The organism is Streptomyces sp. NPDC021115 (assembly GCF_044333065.1).
GTDB lineage: Bacteria > Actinomycetota > Actinomycetes > Streptomycetales > Streptomycetaceae > Streptomyces.
Window position 1 is genome coordinate 50,092 of record NZ_JBIRQF010000031.1, and the last position, 24,296, is coordinate 74,387.

Annotated in this window: 21 protein-coding genes; 6 read left to right on the forward strand and 15 right to left on the reverse strand. The window is 71.3% G+C overall.

Annotated elements, in window-relative coordinates; all coding sequences use genetic code 11:
- The first annotated feature begins 94 nt into the window (after positions 1 to 94).
- Positions 95 to 1,138: a hypothetical protein gene (locus ACH4TL_RS44200; protein WP_398330827.1), complete on the forward strand. Its 1,044-nt coding sequence runs from the start codon at positions 95 to 97 to the stop codon at positions 1,136 to 1,138.
- Between the two features lie 22 nt (positions 1,139 to 1,160).
- Here the strand turns inward: ACH4TL_RS44200 and ACH4TL_RS44205 are convergent, their stop codons facing one another.
- A complete protein-coding gene (locus ACH4TL_RS44205; protein ID WP_398330824.1) occupies positions 1,161 to 2,120 on the reverse strand; it encodes a LysR family transcriptional regulator in 960 nt (319 codons plus the stop codon).
- 62 nt (positions 2,121 to 2,182) lie between these two features.
- Between ACH4TL_RS44205 and ACH4TL_RS44210 the strand changes: the two genes are divergently transcribed.
- The gene (locus tag ACH4TL_RS44210) at positions 2,183 to 3,106 is read left to right on the forward strand and encodes an alpha/beta fold hydrolase (protein WP_398330821.1); all 924 of its coding nucleotides are present in this window, start codon (positions 2,183 to 2,185) and stop codon (positions 3,104 to 3,106) included.
- A 13-nt stretch (positions 3,107 to 3,119) separates the two neighbouring features.
- On the opposite strand, the gene ACH4TL_RS44215 is transcribed toward ACH4TL_RS44210, so the two are convergent.
- From ACH4TL_RS44215 to ACH4TL_RS44275, 13 genes are all read right to left on the reverse strand, one after another.
- Positions 3,120 to 5,003 (reverse strand): ATP-binding cassette domain-containing protein, encoded by a 1,884-nt coding sequence (locus ACH4TL_RS44215; RefSeq protein ID WP_398330981.1) that lies wholly within the window; start codon positions 5,001 to 5,003, stop codon positions 3,120 to 3,122.
- Positions 5,004 to 5,258: 255 nt separating this feature from the next.
- Entirely contained in the window at positions 5,259 to 5,900 is a 642-nt protein-coding gene (locus ACH4TL_RS44220; RefSeq protein WP_398330818.1) for a LysE family translocator, read from the reverse strand.
- Between the two features lie 47 nt (positions 5,901 to 5,947).
- On the reverse strand, positions 5,948 to 7,225 hold the full coding sequence (locus ACH4TL_RS44225; protein WP_398330815.1) for a thymidine phosphorylase: 1,278 nt from the start codon (positions 7,223 to 7,225) through the stop codon (positions 5,948 to 5,950).
- A 42-nt stretch (positions 7,226 to 7,267) separates the two neighbouring features.
- Positions 7,268 to 7,687, reverse strand: a complete 420-nt coding sequence (locus tag ACH4TL_RS44230) for a cytidine deaminase (protein WP_398330812.1) — start codon at positions 7,685 to 7,687, stop codon at positions 7,268 to 7,270.
- Positions 7,684 to 8,973 carry an ABC transporter permease gene (locus ACH4TL_RS44235; protein WP_398330809.1) on the reverse strand — a complete coding sequence of 430 codons (1,290 nt, stop codon included), beginning with the start codon at positions 8,971 to 8,973 and terminating at the stop codon, positions 7,684 to 7,686. Before ACH4TL_RS44235 ends, ACH4TL_RS44230 begins: the two co-directional genes overlap by 4 nt.
- Entirely contained in the window at positions 8,970 to 10,091 is a 1,122-nt protein-coding gene (locus ACH4TL_RS44240; protein ID WP_398330806.1) for an ABC transporter permease, read from the reverse strand. Before ACH4TL_RS44240 ends, ACH4TL_RS44235 begins: the two co-directional genes overlap by 4 nt.
- The gene (locus ACH4TL_RS44245; RefSeq protein ID WP_398330977.1) at positions 10,088 to 11,716 is read right to left on the reverse strand and encodes an ABC transporter ATP-binding protein; all 1,629 of its coding nucleotides are present in this window, start codon (positions 11,714 to 11,716) and stop codon (positions 10,088 to 10,090) included. Before ACH4TL_RS44245 ends, ACH4TL_RS44240 begins: the two co-directional genes overlap by 4 nt.
- A gap of 85 nt (positions 11,717 to 11,801) precedes the next feature.
- Entirely contained in the window at positions 11,802 to 12,833 is a 1,032-nt protein-coding gene (locus ACH4TL_RS44250; protein WP_398330804.1) for a BMP family protein, read from the reverse strand.
- Positions 12,834 to 12,967: 134 nt separating this feature from the next.
- Positions 12,968 to 14,191: an amidohydrolase gene (locus tag ACH4TL_RS44255; protein ID WP_398330974.1), complete on the reverse strand. Its 1,224-nt coding sequence runs from the start codon at positions 14,189 to 14,191 to the stop codon at positions 12,968 to 12,970.
- A 204-nt stretch (positions 14,192 to 14,395) separates the two neighbouring features.
- Positions 14,396 to 15,538: a hypothetical protein gene (locus ACH4TL_RS44260; protein WP_398330801.1), complete on the reverse strand. Its 1,143-nt coding sequence runs from the start codon at positions 15,536 to 15,538 to the stop codon at positions 14,396 to 14,398.
- Between the two features lie 167 nt (positions 15,539 to 15,705).
- Positions 15,706 to 16,632 (reverse strand): N-acetylneuraminate synthase family protein, encoded by a 927-nt coding sequence (locus tag ACH4TL_RS44265; protein WP_398330798.1) that lies wholly within the window; start codon positions 16,630 to 16,632, stop codon positions 15,706 to 15,708.
- On the reverse strand, positions 16,633 to 17,832 hold the full coding sequence (locus tag ACH4TL_RS44270; RefSeq protein ID WP_398330795.1) for a cytidylyltransferase domain-containing protein: 1,200 nt from the start codon (positions 17,830 to 17,832) through the stop codon (positions 16,633 to 16,635). It lies immediately after the preceding gene.
- A gap of 35 nt (positions 17,833 to 17,867) precedes the next feature.
- Positions 17,868 to 19,256 carry a DUF6716 putative glycosyltransferase gene (locus ACH4TL_RS44275; protein WP_398330792.1) on the reverse strand — a complete coding sequence of 463 codons (1,389 nt, stop codon included), beginning with the start codon at positions 19,254 to 19,256 and terminating at the stop codon, positions 17,868 to 17,870.
- Positions 19,257 to 19,443: 187 nt separating this feature from the next.
- Between ACH4TL_RS44275 and ACH4TL_RS44280 the strand changes: the two genes are divergently transcribed.
- The 4 genes from ACH4TL_RS44280 to ACH4TL_RS44295 all read left to right on the forward strand — a co-directional run bounded on the left by ACH4TL_RS44280 (position 19,444) and on the right by ACH4TL_RS44295 (position 23,863).
- On the forward strand, positions 19,444 to 20,421 hold the full coding sequence (locus ACH4TL_RS44280) for a glycosyltransferase family 2 protein (RefSeq protein ID WP_398330789.1): 978 nt from the start codon (positions 19,444 to 19,446) through the stop codon (positions 20,419 to 20,421).
- The gene (locus ACH4TL_RS44285) at positions 20,421 to 21,857 is read left to right on the forward strand and encodes a polysialyltransferase family glycosyltransferase (RefSeq protein WP_398330786.1); all 1,437 of its coding nucleotides are present in this window, start codon (positions 20,421 to 20,423) and stop codon (positions 21,855 to 21,857) included. Before ACH4TL_RS44280 ends, ACH4TL_RS44285 begins: the two co-directional genes overlap by 1 nt.
- Before the next feature lie 94 nt (positions 21,858 to 21,951).
- On the forward strand, positions 21,952 to 23,169 hold the full coding sequence (locus ACH4TL_RS44290; protein ID WP_398330784.1) for an acyltransferase family protein: 1,218 nt from the start codon (positions 21,952 to 21,954) through the stop codon (positions 23,167 to 23,169).
- 43 nt (positions 23,170 to 23,212) lie between these two features.
- Entirely contained in the window at positions 23,213 to 23,863 is a 651-nt protein-coding gene (locus ACH4TL_RS44295; protein WP_398330781.1) for an MOSC domain-containing protein, read from the forward strand.
- A gap of 4 nt (positions 23,864 to 23,867) precedes the next feature.
- Here ACH4TL_RS44295 and ACH4TL_RS44300 read toward each other — a convergent pair whose 3' ends face one another.
- Entirely contained in the window at positions 23,868 to 24,197 is a 330-nt protein-coding gene (locus tag ACH4TL_RS44300; RefSeq protein ID WP_398330778.1) for a hypothetical protein, read from the reverse strand.
- Positions 24,198 to 24,296: the final 99 nt, after the last annotated feature.

Genomic DNA, 24,296 nt, shown 5'->3' on the forward strand with positions numbered 1-24,296 from the left:
ACCTCGGCGCTGGTGGGACGGAACCCCACGCGTCCGGTACACGTCTTGGCTGCCGTCACCACAGAGCCGTACGAAGGTCAGGTCGGATCAGTTCATGGCACACGACGGAAACCAGTCGACCGACCGGACGGGCGGCGGCATCAGCGGGGCGCTCGACGTCGTCAGGCGCTACCGCCGCGCGCTGTACGGCTTCACCCTCCTCGTGTCCGCCCTGACCGCCGTACTCGGCTGCGCGATCGTGGCCGGTGGATTCGCGGCGGCATGGGACGCCTTCGAGAACGTCCGGGACTACGCGGACCGCAACATCGCCAACGAGGACTCCTACGTGGCGTACGCCGACGGCGGCTTGGCCCCGTTGGTGCGGGTCGGTGCCGTGGTGTCGCCGCTGCTGCTCGTGCTGGGGCTCCTCGTCGTCTCCGTCCTGCACACCGCGTACGCCGTCGCCGACGCGCACGCCAGAGGCGACGGCGGGCCGCTGACCACGCGTGAGTTGTGGCGGCGCGGGCGTCGGCGGTTTCCCGCCGCCCTCGTGGTCAACGCGCTGACCGGACTGGCCGTGGGCGCCGTGGAGGTGGCGGCCCTGATGTGGTGGAGCCTCGTGGAGAGCCACGAGGTGCCCGGTGTGGAGCCCACTCCCCTGGGCGGAACCGCGAGCCCGCAGTACACGCTGGTGGGGTGGGTGCTGCCGATCGCCATCGGGTGTCTCGGCCCGCTGCTGTACTCCCGTCTGTCGGCGGCCACCGCCGAGACCGTGCTGGAGCGCCGCTCGCCGTTCGTGGCGCTGTACCGCTCCTGGGTGCTGACCCGCCGCGCGCGACGGCGCACCCTCGGCATGGGCGCGCTGGTCGCCGCGGCCGCCGTGCTCGTCTTCTGGCTTGCCCTGTACGCGGCCGCTCCCCTCACCCACCCCGTCGGGCTCGGCATGCTGTGGCTCAGCGACGACAACGTGTGGATCACCGGCGTGCTGGTGAAGATCCTGCCCACAGCCGTGGCCCTTCTCCTGCTGCCGCCGGTGGTCATGCCGCTGGTGTGCGCGGTGTTCGCCCGTCTCCACGGAGACCTGCGCGCTCACGAGGAGGCGGGGAAGGGGGCCGGGGCCGTGGGTTCTGGGAATCCAGGGGACCACACGACGTCGTGACGCCGCGGGCGGACGGCCGCCCTCAGGGCTGGTCGCGGCGGGACGCGGCGTCCGGCGCCGCCGCCGGTGTCCCGGCGCCGAGCTCGGTCGCGCGCTGTCGGCGGGCACGGGTGCGGGACGCGAAGAAGGCGCCGAGGTCGAGCGCCACCTCCTCCACGAGGCGGGCGCGCGGGTTGTCGGGGTCCCAGCCGGCGTACAGCGGCACTTGCAGCAGCTCTGACGCTCCCCGGATCGGGATCGCCACCACGTCGGGCCCGGGGTCGTCGGTCAGCACGGCGATCCCCCGGCCCGCGACGACGAGCGCGGCCGCGATGGCGGGGTGCCGGACGACGAGGGGGTCGGCGAGCGGGCGTCCGGCCTGGGCCGTCTCCTGGTCGAGCAGCTGACGCGCGGCGCTGTTCGGGGTGAGGACGATGAGGGGGTGCCGGACCAGTTCGGCGATGTCGATCTCGGGCCGGGCCGCGAGCTCGTGACCGGGCGGGACATGGGCCCAGATGACGGCCGAGGAGATCGGGCACCGTCGCCACCCCGGGCGTGGCACGGCCGTCGAGACCCCCAGGTCGGCTCCCCGGGTCGCCGCGACGTCGAACACGCGGAACGGCTCGGCCTCGTCGCAGTCGAGGAGGGGGACCGTCTCGCCGCGCGCGATGAGATACGGCGCGACGACGGACGAGATGGTCGCGGGCGGCGCTATCACGTGCAGGATCGACCGGATCTGCGCGGCTTCCTGCTTCGTCTGCCCCACCACGTTCTCGGCGAGGGCGAGGAGATCCGTCGCGCGGTCGTAGAACCTGGCGCCAGCGGGTGTCGTCCGCAGCGGTCCGTTGCCGCGCACCAGCAGCCGCACGCCGAGGTCGTGTTCGAGCCGCTGGATCTGACGTGTCATCGCCGGTTGCGTGATCCCCCGCCGACGGGCGCCCGCCGAGATCGAGCCCTCTTGGACCACGGCGACGAAGGAAGCGAACAGCGTGAGGTCGACCATGCATCGCAAACATACGCCAATGCCGCACCATTATTCGACATCATGTCGATCATCTGCCCATCATGGCAACGGACTTGACCGGAACCGAGGAGTACACCGTGAGCAAGCTCGAACAGACCGCCGAGATCCCCCACCTCGGGGGATCGACCGTCGGGTACACCTTCGGCCAGCCGTACGACCCCGCGCTCCCGACGCTGGTCCTGATCAACTCGTACACCACATCGGCCGAGCTGTACCGGCCGCAGTTCGCCGACCCTGAGCTGTTGTCCGCGGCCAACCTGCTGGCCATCGAGCCGTACGGGCACGGCCGCACGAGGGCCGCGTACGAGCACTTCACCTACTGGGACAGCGCGATCGCGAACCTCCAGGTCCTCGATGCCCTCGGGATCGAGGAAGCCTTCGTGCTGGGGACCTCGCAGGGCGGCTGGGTGGCGGCCCGCATGGCGCTGCTCGCGCCGGACCGCGTGAAGGGTGTCATCGCGCTCGGCACGTCGATGGACTCCGAGAGCCGGCGCAGCCGCGACCTGGGGTGCTGGGACGGGGTCGAGTTCAACACACCGCTGGTCGACGCCCTCGCCGATCCGGTCGGCGAGGACTGGGTCGTACCGGACGAGGTCGTGGACGCCGTCTTCGACACGGCTCTGGGCGGCGTCCCGGCCGGGGAACGCGACTTCTGGCTCACCGCCTACCGCGCGAACTACGCCGGTGACGCCGGACGCCGCCGGCTGCGCCTCAGCACCGTGAACCTGCGGGACCGCGACGGGCTCCACGGCAGGCTCGACGACGTCCGCTGCCCCGTCCTGTGGCTGCACGGGACCGCGGACCAGGTGTACTCCGTGGCGAACGCCCGGGAGGAGATAGGCATGTTCACCTCCTCCCCCGAGGCGCGTCTTGAGGTCGTCGAGGGCGGGCAGCACTTCCTGAGCGCGTCGCATCCCGCGAAGGTCGACTCCGCGGCGATCGAGTTCCTGAAGCGCTGGGCCTGACCGGGGCTTCGGCCTAACGGTCCTTGGCCAGGGCGACCAGTTCGGCGAACAGCCCGCCCGCGTGGACGAGTTCCTCGTACCGGCCCTGTTCGATGATGCGGCCGTTCCGCATGACGATCACGCGGTCCGCGAGGCGGGTGTTCTCCAGCTGGTGCGTCACCACGATCGTCATGCGCTCGGCGGCGATGCGCTTGACCTCCAGGAAGATCTGGTGCTCGCCGCGCGGGTCCATCTGGGACGTCGGTTCGTCCAGGATCAGCAGCGGGGTGCGGCGGTACAGGGCTCGGCCGCAGGCGAGGCGCTGCCACTGGCCGCCGGAGAGCTCGGCGCCGCCGAAGAGTTCGCGGGCGAGCAGGGTGTCGAGCTGCCGGGGCAGCTTCTCGATCGCCTCGCGCATGCCGACGGCGTCGACGGCCTCCCATACCGGCCCGTCGTCGTAGGTCTTGGGCTGGCCGAGGGTGATGTTCTCGCGGGCGCGCAGCGGCCAGCAGGCGAAGTTCTGGGGGACGAGGGCGGTACGTGCCCACACCGCGTCGGAATCGGCCTCGGCAAGATCGGTGCCGTCCCACCGGACGTGGCCCTTGTCGGGGAGGAGGATGCCGGTGAGGAGCTTGGTCAGGGTGGACTTGCCCGAGCCGTTCTCGCCCACGACGGCCAGGATCTCGCCGCGGCGCAGGGTGAGGGAGACGCCGTCGACGGCGGGTTCGGCCTTGCCCGGGTATTGGTAGACGACCTCGTCGAGGCGGATCTCGTCCACCCGGTCCGGGATGGTCAGCGCCCCGCGCCGCGGGGCGCGCTCGGCCGCCATGTCGAGGAACGACCGCATGTCGGCGAGGTAGAGCGAGGTGTGGAACATCGCGGCGCCGTGGATGACCAGCTGGGAGAGCGCGGCGAGCGTGGCCTGCACGGCGACGACCGCGGTGGCCGCGACGGGCAGGGCCACCCGGCCGGTGGTGGCCAGCCAGGCGAGGGCGACCCAGGCGCCGAGGAGGAACAGCCCGCCGAGGGCGGACGTCGCGAGCGCGATGCGCAGCATGCGGGGCGCGGCGGTCAGGGTGCGCTGGTCGATGCGCTCGGACAGGGCGCGGTACCAGTAGACGAGGTAGCCGGTCATGCCGTTGGCGCGCACCTCGTCGCCGTACCGGGAGTACGTGGCCCACCAGCGCATCATGCCGCGTACGTTGCGGTCGCCGACGTTGGCGTAGTGGGTCTCGTAGTCCACGCGGGCGGACAGCACGGCGCCGAGGCCCGCGGGCAGCACGGCGAGCAGGAGCAGCGGCAGCATCAGCCAGTGCAGGACGGTGATCACGCCGCTGGCGGCGATCATGCGGACGAGGGCGGCCATGAAGCGCTGGGCGTCCTGGACCATCAGCCGGGTGCGGGTGACGCCGACCTCGGCGGCCTCCTGACGGTCGGTGAACCCCGGCTCCCCGTACGCGGACGCCTCGACGCGGCACACGGCGGACACGAGGGCGACGTCCGCCTCGGACATCAGCAGCGGGGTGATCCGCCCGTCGGCGTACGAGGACAGGGCACCGCTGACGCGCCCGGCCGCGGCGGCCACGGTCACGACGACGAGGGCGGGCAGCGCGGCGTGCAGCCGTATCGGCACGGTGCCCGCGCCGAGGAGGTGGGTCATGGCCTTCGCGGTGAACCCCAGCACGCAGGCGGCCGAGGCACCGGTGAGGACCTGGCAGACGAGCAGCAGCACGACCGCGGGCCGGTCGACGGCCCACGCCATGCGCGCGGTCTTCCTCAGCACGGCGGGAAGCCGCGAGCACATGGTGGCGAAACTCGCCTCCGCCAGTGGGTTCTTGCCGTGCTTCCCCTCGAAGCTGATGACCGCGGGCGGTGGAGGGGGTGGCGCTGCGGAGCGTTCGGTCGAGGCGTCGGTCACGGTCACCTGGGGCCCTCCTCGGGTCGCCGCCGCACCTGGATGGTCCGGCGATGCCAGGCTCAACGAGACGGCGCCCACCTCGAACGCGCTCGATTCCGGACGAAGCGGCGGCCCGGGAATGCGGGGCCATCGAACGCGTGGTCGCGTACCGCAAGGCTTCCGGTCCGGCCCGGGGTGGCCGAAACGCCGGTGGCTGTGACGTGGGTGGCGTACGGGATTCCGGGAGCTGCCGGGGGTCGCGGGCGCGCCGAAGGGTCAGTCCTTGCGGCCCGTCGCGGCGACCGTGACGCCGAGGCCGATCATCGTGAGGCCGCCGACGCCGCCGACCAGGGCGAGGCGGTCGGGAGAGCGGGTGAACCAGCCGCGGGCGGTCGCGGCGGCCAGGCCCCAGACGCTGTCGGAGGCGAGGGCGATGGCGTTGAAGACCAGGCCGAGCAGCAGCATCTGGAGCGCCACATGGCCCTGGCCGCGGTCGACGAACTGGGGGAGGACGGCGGCGAAGAAGACGATGGTCTTCGGGTTCGCCACCCCGACGGCGAACCCCTCGCCCAGGGTGCGCAGCGCGCCGTGGGCGGTGGGGCCGTCGCCGGTGAGGGCGGCCGGGAGGGAGCGGCGCCCGCGCAGGGCCTTCACGCCCAGGTACACCAGGTACGCGGCGCCCGCCAGCTTCAGCGCCGTGAAGACGAGGACCGAGCGCTCCACGAGCGTCCCGACCCCGAGCGCCACGGCCACGACGAGGGCGTACGCGCCGAGGGTGTTGCCGAGGACCGAGGTCAGGGCGGCGCGGCGGCCCTGCGCCAGCGCCCGTCCGATCACGAACAGCACGCTGGGGCCGGGCACGACGATCAGCAGGAACGACATGGCAGCGAAGGCGAGCAGTCGGTCGGTGGGCGGCATACGGGTCAGCGTAACCAGGGCGACCGTTCACCCTCATACGGTTTTCGTCAGGCGATGCGCTCCAGCACGATCGGGGTCGGAGCGAACGCCGTGTCCGCCGCGCCGTACTCGGTGGCGCCCTCCAGGGCCTCCAGGGCGTACCCGAACGCCGCGGGGGTGTCCGTGTGGAGGGTCAGCAGGGGCTGCCCGGCCGTGACATCGTCGCCCGGCTTGGCGTGGAGCTCGATGCCCGCGCCCGCCTGCACGGGGTCCTCCTTACGGGCGCGCCCGGCGCCCAGCCGCCACGCGGCGACGCCCACGGCGTAGGCGTCGAGGCGGGTGAGGACGCCGGTGGACTCCGCCGTGACGACGTGCTGTTCGCGGGCCACCGGCAACGCCGCGTCGGGGTCGCCGCCCTGGGCGGTGATCATGCGCCGCCAGTGGTCCATGGCGGTGCCGTCGGCCAGCGCCTTGGCGGGATCGGCGTCCGGGAGCCCGGCCGCGTCGAGCATCTCGCGGGCCAGGGCGAGGGTGAGTTCGACGACGTCTGCGGGGCCGCCGCCCGCCAGCACCTCGACGGATTCGCGGACTTCGAGCGCGTTGCCCGCCGTCAGCCCGAGCGGGGTGGACATGTCGGTGAGCAGGGCGGAGGTGCGTACGCCGTGGTCGGTGCCGAGGCCGACCATGGTGGTGGCCAGTTCGCGGGCGGCGCCGATGTCCTTCATGAAGGCGCCGGAGCCGACCTTGACGTCCAGGACCAGGGAGCCGGTGCCCTCGGCGATCTTCTTGGACATGATCGAGGAGGCGATCAGCGGGATCGACTCGACGGTGCCGGTGACATCGCGGAGCGCGTACAGCTTCTTGTCGGCGGGCGCGAGCCCGTCGCCCGCCGCGCAGATGACGGAGCCCACGGAGCGCAGCACGCCGAGCATGTCGTCGTTCGAGAGCGAGGCCCGCCAGCCGGGGACGGACTCCAGCTTGTCGAGGGTGCCCCCGGTGTGGCCGAGGCCCCTGCCCGAGAGCTGCGGTACGGCGGCCCCGCAGGCGGCGACCAGCGGCGCCAGCGGGAGGGTGATCTTGTCGCCGACGCCGCCCGTGGAGTGCTTGTCGGCGGTCGGGCGGGGCAGCGAGGAGAAGTCCATCCGCTCACCTGAGGCGATCATCGCGGCGGTCCAGCGGGCGATCTCCGCGCGGTCCATGCCGTTCAGGAAGATCGCCATCGCGAGGGCGGACATCTGCTCGTGGGCGACCTCACCGCGCGTATAGGCGTCGATGATCCAGTCGATCTGGGCATCGCTCAGGCGGCCGCCGTCGCGCTTGGCTCGGATGACGGAGATGGCGTCCATGGCGGAGGGGCCTTTCGTGAAACGGGTGTGACGGGGGCGCTGCTACGGGGCGCTGATGCGGGCCAGGTCGGCCGGGCCGAACGCGTCCGGGAGGAGTTCGGCGAGCGGGCGGATGCCGGACGCCGTGTCCACCTGGAGTTCCGGGCCGCCGTGTTCCCACAGCAGCTGGCGGCAGCGGCCGCACGGCATCAGCACGGCCCCGTCGCGGTCGCAGCAGGTGAACGCGGTGAGGCGGCCGCCGCCGGTGGCGAAGAGGGCGGAGATCAGGCCGCATTCGGCGCACAGCGCGACGCCGTACGCGGCGTTCTCCACGTTGCAGCCGCTGACCGTGCGGCCGTCGTCGACGAGGGCGGCGGCGCCCACGGGGAAGCGGGAGTAGGGGGCGTAGGCCCGGGACATGGCGTCCCGGGCCGCGCTGCGCAGCGACTCCCAGTCGGGAGCCACTGCCGCGGGTGTGGTCATGTGCCCTGTCCCTTCCGGTAGGGCTTGTTGTTGGCCTTGGGCATCCGCAGCCGCTGTGCGGCGAGCCCCATGACGAGCAGGGTGACGATGTACGGGGTCGCCGGGACGAGGTCGTTGGCCACGGTCTCCGTCAGGGCGTACCACAGCACCAGCGCGGCGGCGGCGCCGCCGCACACCGCGCCCGCGACGTACCTCTTACGGTAGAGCCGCCAGCCCGCCAGGAGGGCGAGCCCGAACGCCACCAGGAGCAGCAGCGCGTGGACGGTGGGGCCGCCGTTGCGCAGCTGGAGGGCGTCGGAGTAGCCGAAGAGGCCCGCGCCCATGGCGAGGCCGCCGGGCCGCCAGTTGCCGAAGAGCATGGCGGCGAGGCCGATGTAGCCGCGGCCGCCGGTCTGGCCCTCGTTGTAGATGTGGGAGCGGACGAGGGCGAGGAAGACGCCGCCGAGCCCGGCGAGGCCGCCGGAGATGACCACGGCCGCGTACTTGTAGAGGTAGACGTTGACGCCGAGGGATTCGGCGGCGGTGGGGTTCTCGCCGCAGGACCGCAGCCGCAGCCCGAACGAGGTCCTCCACAGGACGAAGAAGGTGCCCGCGAAGAGCAGGATCGAGACGATCGTCAGCGCGGAGATGTCGGTGACGAGGCCGCCGAGCAGGCCCGCGATGTCGGAGATCAGGAACCAGTGGTGGTTCTCGACGGTCGCCAGCCCGTCGGACAGGCCGGGGACGGTGAACGACGGGATGTCGCCGACCTGCGGGGACTGCTTGGGGCTGCCGCCGATGTCGGCGAGCGGGCCGAACCAGCGCTTGGCGAGGTAGGTGGTGGCGCCGAGCGCCAGGATGTTGATCGCGACACCGGAGATGATGTGGTCCACGCCGAAGGTGACGGTGGCGACCGCGTGCACCAGCCCGCCGACCGCGCCGCCGACGACCCCGGCGAGGACGCCCACCCAGGGGTTGGTCTGGTAGCCCGCCCAGGCGCCGAAGAAGGTGCCGAGGATCATCATGCCTTCGAGGCCGATGTTGACGACGCCCGCCCGCTCGGCCCACAGCCCGCCGAGCCCGGCGAGCCCGATGGGCACGGCCATGGAGAGGGCCGCGCCGATCTGGCCGGAGGAGGTGATGTTGTCGAAGTCGGACCGCTGGGCGGCGTCGGCCAGGGCGCGCAGCAGGGACAGCACGACCAGCGTCCCGGCGATGATCAGCAGCACCGTGGCGACGGACATCCGGGAGCCCGGCTTCTTCCCCGTGGCGTCTTTGCTCTTGGTGGCGGTAGCCGTGGCGCTCATACCGCCACCTCCTTCTTCTTGTCGCTCGTGCGCGCCTGGGCGGCGAGTTCCGCGCCGACCCGCTGCTGCTGGCGCTTGAGCCCGTAGCGGCGGACCAGTTCGTACGCGATGACGACGCACAGGACGATCACGCCCTGCATGACGCCGACGATCTCCTTGTCGTAGCCCTCGAACTCCAGCCGGTTGGCGCCGCGCTCCAGGAAGCCCCACAGCACCGCGGCCAGCGCGATGCCGACCGGGTTGTTGCGGCCGAGCAGGGCGATGGCGATGCCGGTGAAGCCGATGCCGGTCGGGAAGTCGGAGGCGAACTGGTGGGTGTCGTTGAGCAGGGTCGGCATGCCGATGAGCCCGGCCATCGCGCCGGAGAGCAGCATGCTGGTGAGCACCATGCGCTTGACGTCGACGCCGCTGGCCTGGGCGGCGGACTCGGAGCGGCCCACCGCGCGCAGGTCGAAGCCGAAGCGGGTGCGGCCGAGGAGGAACCAGAAGCCGACCCCGGCGAGCACGGCGACGACGATGAAGCCCCAGATGGGGTCGAGGTCGCTGCGGGTGGAGATCGAGAAGAAGTGGCTGGAGGCGGGCAGCGGGTCGGTGGCCACGATGTTGGTCTTCTTGTCCAGCACGGCCAGCCGCCCGTCGACCAGCAGATAGCTGATGAGGATGCCCGCGAGGGAGTTCAGCATGATGGTGCTGATCACCTCGCTGACGCCGCGGTAGACCTTGAGCAGTCCGGCGATGGACGCCCACATCGCGCCGACCAGCATGGCGACGAGGATGATCAGCGGAATCTGCACCAGCCCTGGCAGCTTGAGCGCCCCGCCGACGACGGCGGCGAAGAACGCGGCGAGCCGGTACTGGCCGTCGACGCCGATGTTGAACAGGTTCATGCGGAAGCCGATGGCCACCGCGAGACCCGCCAGGAAGTACGTCGTCGCCTTGTTGAGGATGTAGATCTGGCTGTCCGCCTTGACGCCGTACTCGAACATGATGCCGAAGGCGTCGAACGGTGCCTTGCCCGTGGCGGCCAGCACCAGGGCGGTCAGCAGGAACGCGGCGACGAGCGCGAGCACCGGGGCCGCGACCGCGAGGAGCACCCGCTCCTTGTCGAACTTCTTCATCGGTCCTCTCCCCCGGCCGTGACCTCGGCGTCTGCCGCGGGCTCGTCCTCGACGGGGTGTTCCAGGTGGCCGGACGCCGCGCCGGTCATGGCCGAGCCCAGCTGCTCCGGGGTGATCGTGGCGGGGTCGGCGTCGGCGACCAGGCGCCCCCGGTACATGACCCGCAGGGTGTCGGACAGGCCGATCAGCTCGTCCAGGTCGGCGGAGATCAGCAGGACCGCCAGGCCCTCGCGGCGCGCGGTGCGGATCTGGTCCCAGATCTGCGCCTGCGCGCCGACGTCCACGCCGCGCGTGGGATGCGCGGCGATGAGCAGCTTGGGGTGGTGGCTCATCTCGCGGCCGACGATCAGCTTCTGCTGGTTGCCGCCGGACAGCGAGGCCGCGGTGACCTCGATGCCGGGGGTGCGGACGTCGTACGCGGCGACGATGCGCTGGGTGTCACGGCGCGCGGCGGCCGGGTTGAGCAGGCCGCCCTTGCTGTTGGGCGCCTCGGTGACATGGCCGAGGATGCGGTTCTCCCACAGCGGGGCCTCCAGCAGCAGGCCGTGCCGGTGGCGGTCCTCGGGGATGTAGCCGATGCCGCCCTCGCGCCGCTTGCGGGTGGGGGCGTGGGAGATGTCGGCGCCGTCGAGGGTGATGGTGCCCGCGTCGGGGTCGCGCATCCCCATGATGGCCTCGACCAGTTCGGCCTGGCCGTTGCCCTCGACCCCGGCGATGCCGAGCACTTCGCCCTTGCGGATCGTGAAGCTGATGTCGTCCAGGACGGCCCGCTCGACGCCGTCCACATCGGTGGCGGTGAGCCGCACCCCGGCCAGGCGCAGCATCTCGGTGTCGGTGACGGTGGATTCGCGGGTCTCCGGCGAGGGCAGTTCGCTGCCGACCATCAGCTCGGCGAGCCGCCGCGGGTCGGTCTCGGAGGGGACGACGGAGGCCACCGTCGTACCGCGCCGGATGACGGTGATGTCGTCGGCCACGGAGAGGACTTCGCCCAGCTTGTGGGAGATGAACAGGACGGTCAGGCCCTCGGCCTTGAGGTCGCGGAGGTTGGCGAAGAGCGCGTCGACCTCCTGCGGGACGAGGACCGCGGTGGGCTCGTCGAGGATCAGGGTGCGGGCGCCGCGGTAGAGGACCTTGAGGATCTCCACGCGCTGACGGTCCGCCACGCCCAGGTCCTCGACCATGACGTCGGGGCGGACGCCGAGCCCGTACGCGTCGGAGATCTCCTTGATCCGGGCGCGCGCCTTGCCGCCGATGCCGTGCAGCTTCTCCGCGCCGAGGACGACGTTCTCCAGCACGGTGAAGTTGTCGGCGAGCATGAAGTGCTGGTGCACCATGCCCACGCCGCGGGATATGGCGTCCGCCGGGGAGTGCAGTTCCACGGGTGCGCCGTCGATGGCGATGGTGCCCTCGTCGGGGCGCTGCATCCCGTAGAGGATCTTCATCAGGGTGGACTTGCCCGCGCCGTTCTCGCCCACGAGGGCGTGCACGGTGCCGCGTCGCACGGTGATGTCGATGTCGTGGTTGGCGACGACTCCGGGGAACCGCTTGGTGATTCCGCGGAGTTGGACGGCGGCGTCCGTACCGTCACCGGCGGGGGCGCCCGTGGGTGGGCTGGCGGCTTTGATGGCGCACTCCTGAGGGGCGGGGGCGTGTAGTCAGGGGGCGCGCCAGGCGGCACGCCCCCCTCAGATCCTCGGTGGGACCGACCGGTTACTTGTAGGTGTCCGCGACCTTGATCTTGCCGTCGATGATCTTCTTCTTGGCCGCCTCGATCTTCGGCTTGATGTCGTCGATGAAGCCGCCGGAGTACGAGAGGCCGACGCCGCCGCGCTTGAGGTCGTAGGACTGCACGCCGTGCTCGGCCTTCTTGGTCTTCACGACGCTCTTGATGAAGTCGTAGACCGAGCCGTCGACCTTCTTGACCATCGAGGTCATGATCGAGTTCTTGTACGGGGCGAGGCCCTTGTCGTAGTACTGGTCGCCGTCGACCCCTATCGACCAGGTGCCCTTCTTCTTGCCGGTCGCCTCGATGGCGCCCGCGCCGGAGCCGCCGGCCGCGGAGAAGATCACGTCGACCTTGTTGGAGAGCATGCCCTCGGCGATGTCCTTGCCGCGGTCCGGCATGCCGAAGCCCTTGGGCGAACCGACCTGGACCCACTGGACGTCGAGGGACGCCTTGGGGTTGGTGTCCTTCAGACCCTGCTGGAAGCCGCCCGCGAACTTCTTGATCAGCGCGCTGTCGGTGCCGCCGATGAAGCCGACCTTGTCGGACTTGGTCTTGAGCCCGGCGGCCACCCCGGCGAGGTACGAGCCCTCGTGCTCGGCGGAGACCAGGCTGGCGACGTTCTTGGCGTCGACGACGGAGTCGACGATCGCGAAGTCCGTGCCGGGGTACTTCTTGGCGGCCTTGGTCAGCGAGGGGGTCCACGCGTAGCCGACGCCGACGACCGGGTTGTAGCCCGCCTCGGCGAGGCTGGACAGCTTGTCGTAGCGGTCGGCGTCGGTGTCGCTGTCCTTCGCGGTCAGCTCCTTGCCATCGACCTTGAAGTCCTTGAGGGCCTTGTCGTAGCCCTTGGCGGCGGAGTCGTTGAAGGAGTGGTCGCCGCGGCCGCCGACGTCATAGGCGAGGCCGACGCCGGCATCCTTGCTTTCTTCCTGGGAGCTGCTGCCACAGGCGGTGACGGTCATTGCGAGAGCCGCGGTGGCGATGCCCGCGACAGCTATCGTGGATACCCGGCGCACGAGGGTCCCCTCTGAATCTCAAAGCGCCTCTCTGCGGCGCTGGCTCCGCCGCATCGTAACGCGCGTAGATCCCAGATAAAGGCCCGCTCCGAAGCCGTTATCGGATCGTCGCGAACCTCTCGTGAAGACTGGATCTACAGGACGTTTCGGTCGAGCAGAGCCGCGGCGGTGAACAGCTCGACACCCACCTCGATGGCGCCCTCGTCCACGTCGAAGTCGCCCGCGTGCAGATCGCGCCGGGTGGTGTCGCCGACCCGGCGCACGCCGAGGCGGGCCATCGCGCCGGGCACCTTCTCCAGGTACCAGGAGAAGTCCTCGCCGCCGAGGCTCTGTTCGGTGTCCTCGACCGCGTACGAGCCGCGGCGGGCCACCATCGCGTCGCGCAGCAGCTCGGTGGAGGTCCCCTCGTTGACCACCGGCGGGACGCCGCGGACGTAGTTGATCACCGACTTGGCGCGGTGCAGGGTGGCGATCTCGTCGATCGCGGCGTGCACCAGGTCCGGGGCGGCGTGCCAGGCGGGCAGGTCCAGGCAGCGGACCGTGGCGGACAGCTCGGCGTGCTGCGGGATGACGTTGCACGCGTGGCCGGACTCGACCCGGCCCCAGGTGACGGCGAGGCCGGAGCGGGCGTCGACCCGGCGGGCCAGCAGCGCGGGCACCTCGGTGATCACCTTGGCGGTCGCGGTCACCAGGTCGGTGGTGAGGTGGGGGCGGGCGGTGTGGCCGCCGGGACCGTCGAGGGAGACCTCCAGCCGGTCGCAGGCCGAGGTGATGGGCCCGGTGCGCAGCCCGATCCGGCCGACCTCGACCTTGGGATCGCAGTGCAGCGCGAGGATGCGGCCCACACCGTCCAGGGCGCCGCCCTCGATCGCGTCCGCGGCACCGCCCGGCAGGACCTCCTCGGCGGGCTGGAACAGCAGCCGCACCGGACGCCGCAGCCGCCCCTCGCGGGCCAGCTCGGCGAGGACGAGCCCGGCGCCGAGGACGACGGTGGTGTGGACGTCATGACCGCAGGCGTGGGCGCGGTCGGCGACGGTCGAGCGGTACGGGACGGTCTTGGTGTCCGGGATGGGCAGCGCGTCGATGTCGCCGCGCAGGGCGAGGGCGGGGGTCACCCCGTCCCAGGGGCCGATGTCACAGATGAGGCCGGTGCCGCTGGGCAGGACGCGGGGCGTGAGGCCCGCCTTCTCCAGCCGCGCCTTGAGGGCGGCGGTGGTGCGGAACTCGCAGTTGCCCAGCTCGGGATGCATGTGCAAGTCCCGCCGGAAGGCGATCAGTTCGGCGCGCAGCTCATCGGGGAGCGCGCCGGGCAGATCTTCGCCGGCGGACGGTGTGGCAGCGGTCTCATCGAGGGACATCAATTGCTTCACCCAATGAAGCGTAGAACGACCTTGGGGTGGAGCGAATGTCGATCAACAAAACTTCAACCCGTTCGGGGCGGGAAAAGTACCCCGGCCGATGCATGATCGCCCTAGTCAGGGGGTATAACACGTCGCTTCTCGACGAGCGTGTGATCCTTTCGTGAGAAGCGCCACATGGGGTACGACCCGGCCCCGCGGGGGTCAGGAAGCGGCTATCGGAGCGCCGGGCGCGGTGGTGGGCGGCGAGGGCTCCGGGCGGGCGGCGGGCGACGGCACCGAGCTGAGCCGGTGGACGTCCCGGGCGGTGCCGGTGACGCCCGACAGGAACCCCTGGGCGCGCGGCGACGCGTCGCTGGTCAGCCAGGCGGGGTCGACGTCGTACACGGCGACCTTCACCTCGGTGCCCGCGAGCGCCAGCGGCAGGGTGTGCACCACGGTGGACGGGAAGCTCACGATGGTGTGGCCGATGGGGCCGCGTCGCGCTATCAGCTCCAGCGGCAGATCCGGCCGTACGATCTCCAGCCCCACCTCGTGGGAGACCCGGCTGAGCTTCTCGGCGCTCTCCCGGCGGTGGGCGAAGTAGCGCGTCGCGCCGTGGGCCTCGGCCAGGGAGCCGACCGCCTCCAGATAGCGCTCCAGATCGACCACGCCGGTCTCCACAAGGGAGGTGCCGACCAGGTCGGTGCCGCTGGTGAGCCGGGGCGGGCCGAAGCGGGCCCGGGTCCAGGAGAAGTCGTTGGCGGTGACGGTGACCCCGGGGGGCGCCTCGACCGGCATCGAGCTGAACACCTCGACCCGGCGCTTCTCCCCCGGTGTGAGCCTGCGCCGCGCGGTCGCGGAGACCGGCGCGAACACCATGTCGCGCGCTCCCCGGCTGTTGCCGCGCCGGTGCCAGCGCACCAGGCGCTCCCCGTTGGCCAGCTGGGAGATGAACTCCATGGTGGCCGTGCCGTCGTCCACCACGACCAGGTCCTTGGCCCGGGTGAGGGTCAGCAGCAGCTGGACGTAGCGCGAGAACGGGTCCCCGATGACGATCCGGGAGGCCCGGCGCAGCGGGCCGCGCAGCCCGCCGACGGTCTTCAGCGGGGCACCCGCGCCGCCCCGCGCGTCCTCCCAGCGCACCGTGATGCCCTCGTCGCGCGCCAGCTCGGCCATCCGGCGCAGCTGGCCACGGGTCATCGGGTCGTGCGGGGAGAGCACGACGACGGTGAGATCGGCGGGATCCGGAGGCGGTCCCTGCGCGCGCAGGGCGTCCGCATAGGCCCACTCCAGCACGTTGAGGAGCTGCACCGGGCTTTCGACGAAGGCGAGGGTGGTGGCGGACTTCGCGCCGCTCCCGGACATCACACCGTCCACAGTTGCACCGTCCACAGACTTCCCGTCGTCCACAGACATCACACCGTCCAAGGGCAGGGCCCGGGAGCGGCGGGTGTCCCCCGAAAAGTCGAGGGATACCGCCGCTCCCGGGCGGGGGCCGGTCCGACCGGCCGGAGGCATCACGGAGATGAGCCTCAGACCGCGACGGGCTCGCGGTCGTCGGCCTCGGCGACCACACCGGCGACCCGGCGCAGCTTCTTCATCGGGCCCAGCTCGCTCTCGTAGACCTTCTTCACGCCGTCGCCCAGCGACTCCTCGACCACGCGGATGTCACGCACCAGCCGGGCGAGACCCTGCGGCTCGACGGAGGCGGCCTGGTCCGAGCCCCACATGGCGCGGTCCAGGGTGATGTGGCGCTCGACGAACGCGGCACCGAGCGCGACGGCGGCGAGGGTGGTCTGGAGACCGGTCTCGTGGCCGGAGTAGCCGATCGGCACGTTGGGGTACTCGGCCTGGAGCGTGTTGATCACGCGCAGGTTGAGCTCCTCGGCCTTGGCCGGGTACGTCGAGGTGGCGTGGCACAGCAGGATGTTGTCGCTGCCCAGCACCTCCACCGCGTGGCGGATCTGCTTCGGGGTGGACATGCCCGTCGACAGGATGATCGTGCGGCCGGTCGCCCGCAGGGCGCGCAGCAGCTCGTCGTCGGTCAGCGAGGCGGACGCCACCTTGTGCGCCGGGACGTCGAACTTCTCCAGGAAGGCGACGGCCTCGGTGTCCCACGGGGAGGCGAACCAGTCGATGCCACGCTTCTTGCAGTGCTCGGAGATGGCGCGGTACTCGTCCTCGCCGAACTCCACGCGGTGGCGGTAGTCGATGTAGGTCATCCGGCCCCAGGGCGTGTCCCGCTCGATGTCCCACTGGTCACGCGGGGTGCAGATCTCCGGGGTTCGCTTCTGGAACTTGACCGCGTCACAGCCGGCCTCGGCGGCCGCGTCGATCAGCTTGAACGCGTTCTCCAGGTCGCCGTTGTGGTTGATGCCGATCTCACCGGTGACGTAGACCGGGTTGCCGGGGCCGGCGGTCTTCGCGCCGAGGGTGCGGAGGCGAGAGTTGGAGCTCACTTAAGACAGTTCCTTTCCGAGAATCCACGAGGCGATCTCGCGGATCGCGCCGTCTCCTCCGTGGGTGGAGGTGACCGCACGTGCAGCGCCGCGCACGACGTCGTGCGCACCTGCGACCGCCACGGGCCAGCCGACGAGGCCGAAGCACGGGAGGTCGTTGACGTCGTTGCCGACGTAGAGCACGCGCTCCGGCGCGATGCCCTGCTCCTCGCACCACTGCTTCAGTGCGAGATCTTTTCGGTCGATGCCGTGGAGCACGGGGACCTGGAGTTTGCGGCCCCGTGCGGCGACGACCGGGTTCTTCTCCGTGGACAGGATCAGCAGTGCCAGCTCCGCTCGGCGCAGTGCGGCGATCCCGAGCCCGTCGCCGCGGTGCACGGCGACGAGTTCGCGTCCTTCGGAATCGATCAGCACCCTGTCGTCGGTCTGGGTGCCGTCGAAGTCGAGTACCACCGCGTCGATGTCGTCGCGGGTGGGAAGGGTGCCCGGGCGCTCCGCGTCCAGCAGCGGGGCGAGGGCGCGGGCGCGGGCCAGGTCGTGCGGGTCGTCGACCTCCAGCACCCGGGCGGCGTCGGTGCGCACCAGCTCGGTGCGGCCGAAGAAGCGGTGCCCGGCCTCGCGGAAGCCGCGCGCGTCCATGGCGTAGGCGGCGCCGGTCTCCAGGAAGTCCTGGGGCCGGTCCTGGCGGCGCGGGCGGTACGACTTGTCATGGTTGACGCCGTCGCCGCCGTCGGCGGCCGGATCGTCGCCCTCGCGCCACACGAAGCCGTGGAAGGGCGCCACGGTCAGCGCGCTGTCCGCGCCCTGCTCGGCGACCGCCCCGGCGACCCCGTCGATGTCCTCGCGGACGATGAACGGGCTCGTGCACTGCACCAGCAGCACGACGTCCACGGGGGTGCCGTGCATCGCCTCGTACGCGTCCATCGCGTGGATGACCGCGGCCTCGCTGGTGGCGGTGTCGCCCGCGATGTCGGTGGGCCGCTGGACGACCACGGCGCCCGCGCCGCGCGCCGCGGCGGCGATGCCCGCGTCGTCGGTGGACACGGCCACGTCGGTCACCAGGCGGGCGGCCCGGCACTCCAGGACGGCGCGGGCGACCAGCGGCACACCCCCGACGGCGGCGAGGTTCTTCGCGGGCACGCCCTTCGATCCGCCGCGGGCGGGGATGACGGCGAGCACACGGGGGCTCGATGCGGGCATGGCGGCTCCTTCGGGGGATTCGGACGTAACGGCGCTCACAGCTCCCCCATCCGCCGGATGACCGGGGCCACGCGCTGGACGCCATGCCGGTAGGCGCCGCGCGCCGCGTCCCGCATGGTGTTGCGTACGACCCGCCGCAATCCGCTGACCTCGGCGTCCTCCATGGCGGCCGCGCCCGGGCGGGGGCGGCCGTCCGGCTCGAAGCCGTAGCGCTGAAGGATCCGGGGCAGATAGCCGGGCGCGGTGGCCCGGGTGTAGTAGGGAGCGAGCGCCGGGAGGGTTTCGGCTGCGGCCAGGGCGGAGACCTTGTGCCGGGCGGCGTCGAACGCGGTCTCGTACGACCCGTCGGCGGCCACGCCCTGGCGGGCCAGCCACTCCGGGTCGGGCTCGGGCCGGTATCCGGCGTCCAGCTCGTCCCACGAGGCCAGACAGCCGGAGCCCAGGAAGTGGTGGTTGCCCAGCGGCTCGCGGATCCCGAGATCGGTGAGGATCGCGGTCGGGATGGAGCGGTGCAGCGACTCCAGCGCGGCCGTGGAGCTGATGGTGACCAGCAGGTCGGTGGTGTCCAGGACCTCGCCCATGTTCCCGTAGGCGAGGCGGAAGTTGGGCGGCAGTCCGTCGCCGAACTTGGCGATCAGCTTCTGGTACGGCAGTTCCTCGATGTGCGTGGTGTGCTCGCCCGGCTTGGAGCGCAGCTTCACCACGACCTCGCGGTCCGGGTGGCGGCGGGCGTGGTCGACGGCCCGGCGCAGCAGGTACGTACGGTCGGCGCGGTTGTCCGGGACGGACGGCTGCACGGCGAACACCACCTGGCCGCCGGGGTACTTGCGCCCCTGCCGGGCCTTCTCGTCGTAGCGCGCGCCGCCGAGGAAGGGGAGCGCGCATTCGGTGACGCTGTCCCCGGAGGCGCCGACGCCGGTGTACACCTCGCGGAACCGGTCCGCGTCATGGCGCGAGTTGGCGAGCACCACGTCGGCGCCGTGCCGCAGCAGCAGCCCGTCGGCCAGCTTCTCGTAGACGACGCCCACATAGCCGGTGACAACGACCGGGCGGCGGGTGGCGCCCTCCCAGGCGTGGGCCAGACCGTGCAGCATGGCCTGGACGCCGCCGCCCACCAGGGACAGCACGATCACGTCGTACCGCTCGCGGTCCATGGCCCGGATGAACTCGATGCCCGTCACCTCGCGCAGCGAGTCCGTGCGCACCCCGACCTCGGCCAGCTGCCGGACGGTCGGCGTGGCGCGGCCGCGCAGCAGGAAGCCGTCCAGGCGACGGCCTGAACCTGCTGAATCCACTGAGCCCGCGGCCGGGGAATCCGAGCTGTCGGGGACGAGACGCTGCGCGGTGAGCGCGCCCCATTTCCACCGGGTGTCGGAGTCGGCGAGCACGGCTACTCGCACGGGGGATTTGATACGTGAGGGCACGTCGAAGACGCTAGGAAGCGATTCCGATTCACGGCCCAACGCAGAAGCAACAAAGGGTTAACAGCGCGTCGACGAATGGCGAATCGGCTGGCCGGAGCGGCCGGTTAACCGTTCCGACGTACTTCGTTCACCTTGACGTACACCTGCGGTCAAGACGAATGCCGCCCGGCGACCTAGCGTCACCCGCGTGGTTAAGCTCTCCGTCATCGTGCCGTTCTACAACGTGCAGACCTATGCCCCTGACACGCTCAGAAGTCTTCGTGCGAACGCACGCGCGGACTTCGAATTCATTCTCGTCGACGACCATGCCACCGACGGGACTCCGGAGATCCTCGAGCGCGCCGAACGCGAGCTGCCGGGGGCCGTCTACATCCGTCATGAGCAGAACGGCGGGCTCGCCACCGCGCGCAACACCGGCCTTGACGCGGCCACCGGCGAGTACATCACGTTCCTCGACGGCGACGACTGGCTCGCTCCCGGGTACTACGAGCAGTTGCTCGCGGCCATGGAGGATCTGGGGTGCGACTTCGTGCGCACCGACCACGTCCAGTGCACCGGCCGCAAGCGCTCGGTCCACCGGGTGCCGCACGGCCTGCGGGGCCAGGTGATGAACCCGCGGGACGTGATCCTCCCCGCCGACCGCTCCACCTCGGTCGACTACGCCTTCGCCTGGGCGGGCATGTACCACCGCCGCCTGGCCGACGAGGGGCTTCTCCACTTCACCCACGGGCTGCGCACCGCCGAGGACCGGCCCTGGATCTGGCGGCTGCACCGCGAGGCGCGCAGCTTCGCCGTCCTCGGCATGCACGGCGTCTTCTACCGGCGCGGTGTCTCCTCCTCGCTCACCCAGATCGGCGATGTGCGGCAGCTCGACTTCATCCGCGCCTTCGACCAGGTCATCGAGGAGACGGCACGCGACCGCGACGCGGACACCCTGCTCCCCAAGGCCGTGCGCACCTACTGCGCGATCATTTCCCACCATCTCGGAAACATCGAACGCTTCGAGCCGCAGGTGGCCCGCAAGCTGCGTTCGATGTCGGCGGCTGCGCTGAGGCGCATGCCCCAGGACGTACTGAAGGACGCGCTGGATTCCATGGACTACGACCGTGCCGCGCGGCTGCGGCGAGTGAAGCGCCGCGGGACGGGTACGGAGGTGGCGGCCTGATGTCCGCGACCCTCGCCCACACCGCGTACACCCCGCGCGGCGACCGCAAGCGCACCCAGATCTTCATGGCCTCCACCCTGTACGGGGCGGCCACCCTCGCCGCGGCGATCGACGCGGGCAGCGTCGGCCCGGCCGACCGCCGGCTGCTGCTGGTCAGCAACAACGCGGCGACGCCGGAGACCACCCCCGCCGTGGACGACATGCCGGGCTTCGAGCGGCTGCGGCCGCGCTTCGACCGGGTGCTGTCCTGGAACGAGACCATCAGCCCCTTCCATCCCGGCGGCTGGTCCCCGCGCCAGGACGACGCCCCGCTGTGGGAGCGCCATCTGCGGCTGCTGTGGAACCTGGGCGAGGACGACATCGAGCTGGTCCTGGAGTCCATCCAGGTCAGCCCGGCGAGCGCCATCGCCCAGGTGTTCCAGGGCGCGCCCATCGACGTCTACGCGGACGGGCTGATGAGCTACGGCCCGACCCGTAACAAGCTCCACCCGCTGGTCGGCACCCGCATCCGCCGCCTGATCCACCTCGACCTGGTGCCGGGGCTCAAGCCGCTGCTGCTCACCGAGTTCGACGTCCCGGCGGAGGTGCTGCCGACCGAGACGTTCACCAAGGTGCTCGCCGAGATCGGCGAGGCCGCGCCGCGCAGCGTCGCCTCCGCCACCGAGCGGATCGCCACCGGCAGCGGGCCCGCCCTGATGCTGGGGCAGTACCTGTCCGCGCTCGACATCCTCACTCCGGAGGAGGAGGAAGAGCTGCATGTGCGGATGCTGCGGGGCGCCGTCGCCCTCGGCCACCGCACCGTCGTCTTCAAACCGCACCCCACCGCCCCGGCGCGCTGGTCGCGGATGCTGGAGAAGAAGGCCGCCGAGCTGGGCGCCGAGCTGACCGTCATGGACACCCCGGTCCTCGCCGAGGTGCTGTACCAGCGGATGGAACCGGGCCTGGTCATCGGCTGCTTCTCCACCGCGCTGCTCACCGCGAGCGTCTTCTACGACCTTCCGGTGGCCCGGATCGGCACCGACACGCTGCTGGAGCGGCTGACCCCGTACCAGAACAGCAACCGGGTGCCGGTCACCATCGTGGACGCGCTGCTGCCGGACCTGGAGGACCACCGGGCGGTGGCCGCCGGTTCCGGTGCCGGTCTGGTGGACGAGCGGTCAGGCCAGAAGCTGACCGGGCTGGTCGCCGCCGTGGGCTTCTGCATGCAGGCGAAGATCTACCCCGGTCTGCGGCCCGCCGCCGAGCGCTATCTCGCCGCCCATCTGGACGCCCACACCTGGCGCTACTTCAAGCGCCGCCGTCTGACCGCGCTCGCGCTGCCCGGGGCGGTGCCGTCCCAGCTCGGCTTCATCCCGCGCAACGAGACGGTGCGGCGGGTCGCGCGCCGGGCGCGGGCGCTGAAGAAGGCGGCCCTGAAGAAGACCGCGACCAGCTGACCCATCTGACTGTCCGTCTTACGCGAAGGAGCCACGGCGTGACCGCCGACCACGGGGTAAGCCACATACGCACCGGTGCCTCGGGGGTGGCGTCATGACCGCGGGTGCGGGCGCGCCGCCCGCACCCGAAGCGGGCCCGATAGCCCCGGCCCCGGTCTCGGTCCCGTCCCAACGGGAACCGTCCCAGCCCGAGCCGGGGCAGGCCGAACCGGGGCAGGGTCCGGGCCAGCCGGTCCCTGGCCGCAAGGGTCAGCCGGTGCGGCTGCGCGCCCTGGACGGGCTGCGGCTGCTGGCGGCGCTCATGGTCGCCGCGTACCACTACGGCGGCCGCGACGGGGAGATCGCCCAGGCGTGGGGCGCCTCCCCGCGCCAGATCTTCCCCACCGTCTCGCCCTACTTCTCGTACGGCTGCCTCGGCGTCCAGATCTTCTTCGTCATCAGCGGGTTCGTCATCTGCATGAGCGGCTGGGGACGCCCGCTGCGCTCCTTCTTCGCCTCCCGCGTCTCCCGGCTCTTCCCTGCCTATTGGGCCGCGATCCTGCTGGTCAGCGCCGTCTTCGCGCTCCCGTGGGTGGCGTATAGGACGGTCTCCCCCAGCGACACCCTGCTCAACCTCACCATGCTCCAGCAGCCGCTGGGCGCCGACCGGGTGCTGGGCGTGTGCTGGACCCTCTGGGCGGAGCTGCGCTTCTACGCCCTCTTCGCGCTCTTCGTCGTCCTGCCGGGCGCGAGCCGTCAGCGCGTCGTGCTGTTCTGCGCGGTCTGGACCCTGGGCGCGGCGATCACCGACGCGGCGAACCAGCCCTTCCTCGACCTCATCCTGATGCCGAACTACGCCCCGTACTTCATCGGCGGCATCGGCCTCTACCTGATCCACCGCTACGGCCACGACGCCACCGCCTGGGGCATCGTCGCCCTCAGCTTCCTCATCGGCCAGCACTACGCGGTCGCCGAACTCTGGCACCGCCCGAACCCGGACTTCTTCTCCTACCGCTCCACGTTCGGCATCGTCGCGATCGTCGCCTTCGGCTACCTCGCGGTCGCCCTGGTCGCCCTCGGCAAGCTCAACTGGGCCAACTGGCGCTGGCTGACGGTCGCGGGCGCCCTGACGTACCCCTTCTACCTGGTCCACGAACACCTGGGCTGGGTCGTCGTCCAGTACCTCCACCGCACCCTGGGCATCCCGTCCCTGGCCACCTTCACCCTCACGATCCTGCTGATGCTGACCCTGGCGTGGCTGCTCTACCACTTCGTGGAACAGCGCCTCACCCCCGTGCTGAAGCGCTCCCTCTCGGCGGCCCGGGTGCGGTGAAAATGTGTGGCCCCGGGGCCCGGTAGTCCCTACCGTCACCCCCATGAAGCTGCTCTCCGTGAACGTCGGCAAGCCGCGCCCCAACCCGTGGAAGGGCCTCGGCGCGACGGGCATCGACAAACGCCCCGTCGACGGCCCGGTCACCGTCACCGCCCCCGGCCCCAAGGGCACGGGGGCGGTCGGCCTCGACGGCGACCGCGCCTACGACGTCAAACACCACGGCGGCTCCGACCAGGCCGTCTACGCCTACGCCCGCGAAGACCTCGACAGCTGGGAGACCGAGCTCGGCACCCCGCTGAAGAACGGCGTCTTCGGCGAGAACCTCACCACCCTCGGCGTGGACGTCAACGCCGCCCTGATCGGCGAGCGCTGGCACATCGGCCCCGATGTGGTCCTGGAGGTCTCCTGCCCCCGCATCCCCTGCGCCACCTTCCAGGGCTGGCTGGAGCGCGAGGGCTGGATCAAACGCTTCACCCAGGCCGCCTTACCGGGCGCCTACTTCCGTGTCATAGCCCCCGGCGCCATCCGCGCCGGTGACCCGATCGAGATCGCCCCTCGCCCCACCCACGACATCACCATCGCCCTGGCCTTCCGCGCCCTCACCCGCGAACCCGACCTCCTCCCCCGCCTCCTGACCGCCGGAGCCCTGCCGGAGGAGATCAAGACCCTGATCCGCAAGCGCACGACCGTATAGGTGGTCAGGCCGCCAGGCCGGGATCCAGCGACGCCGCCGTGGACGGCCCGAGCCACACGAGCTGCGCGGTGACCGCACCCCGGGAGAACCACGCCTCCACCCGCTCGGCCGAGGAGAGCACCAACCGCTGCCCCGGCGCGATGACTTCGGTGCGCCCATCGTCGTAGGCCATGCCCCACGCGGCGATCTCCACGTCCGCCTCGTCGGTGCCTTCGTACGGCTGGATGCGGGCCACGGCGAAGAGCCGGGGAGCGGTGGCGAGGGCCAGGGCCCGGAGTTCCTTGCCGAGGTCGAACGGCTCGGGGGTGGTTTCCTGCGGAGGTACGGCGGTCATGACATGTCCCTAAGAATGTTGGCGGTCCGGGAGGACCGGGTGTGGCTGATGAGGTGTTGCCGTTGATGGCTCAGGGAGAATGGCCGCCCGGTCCTCCGG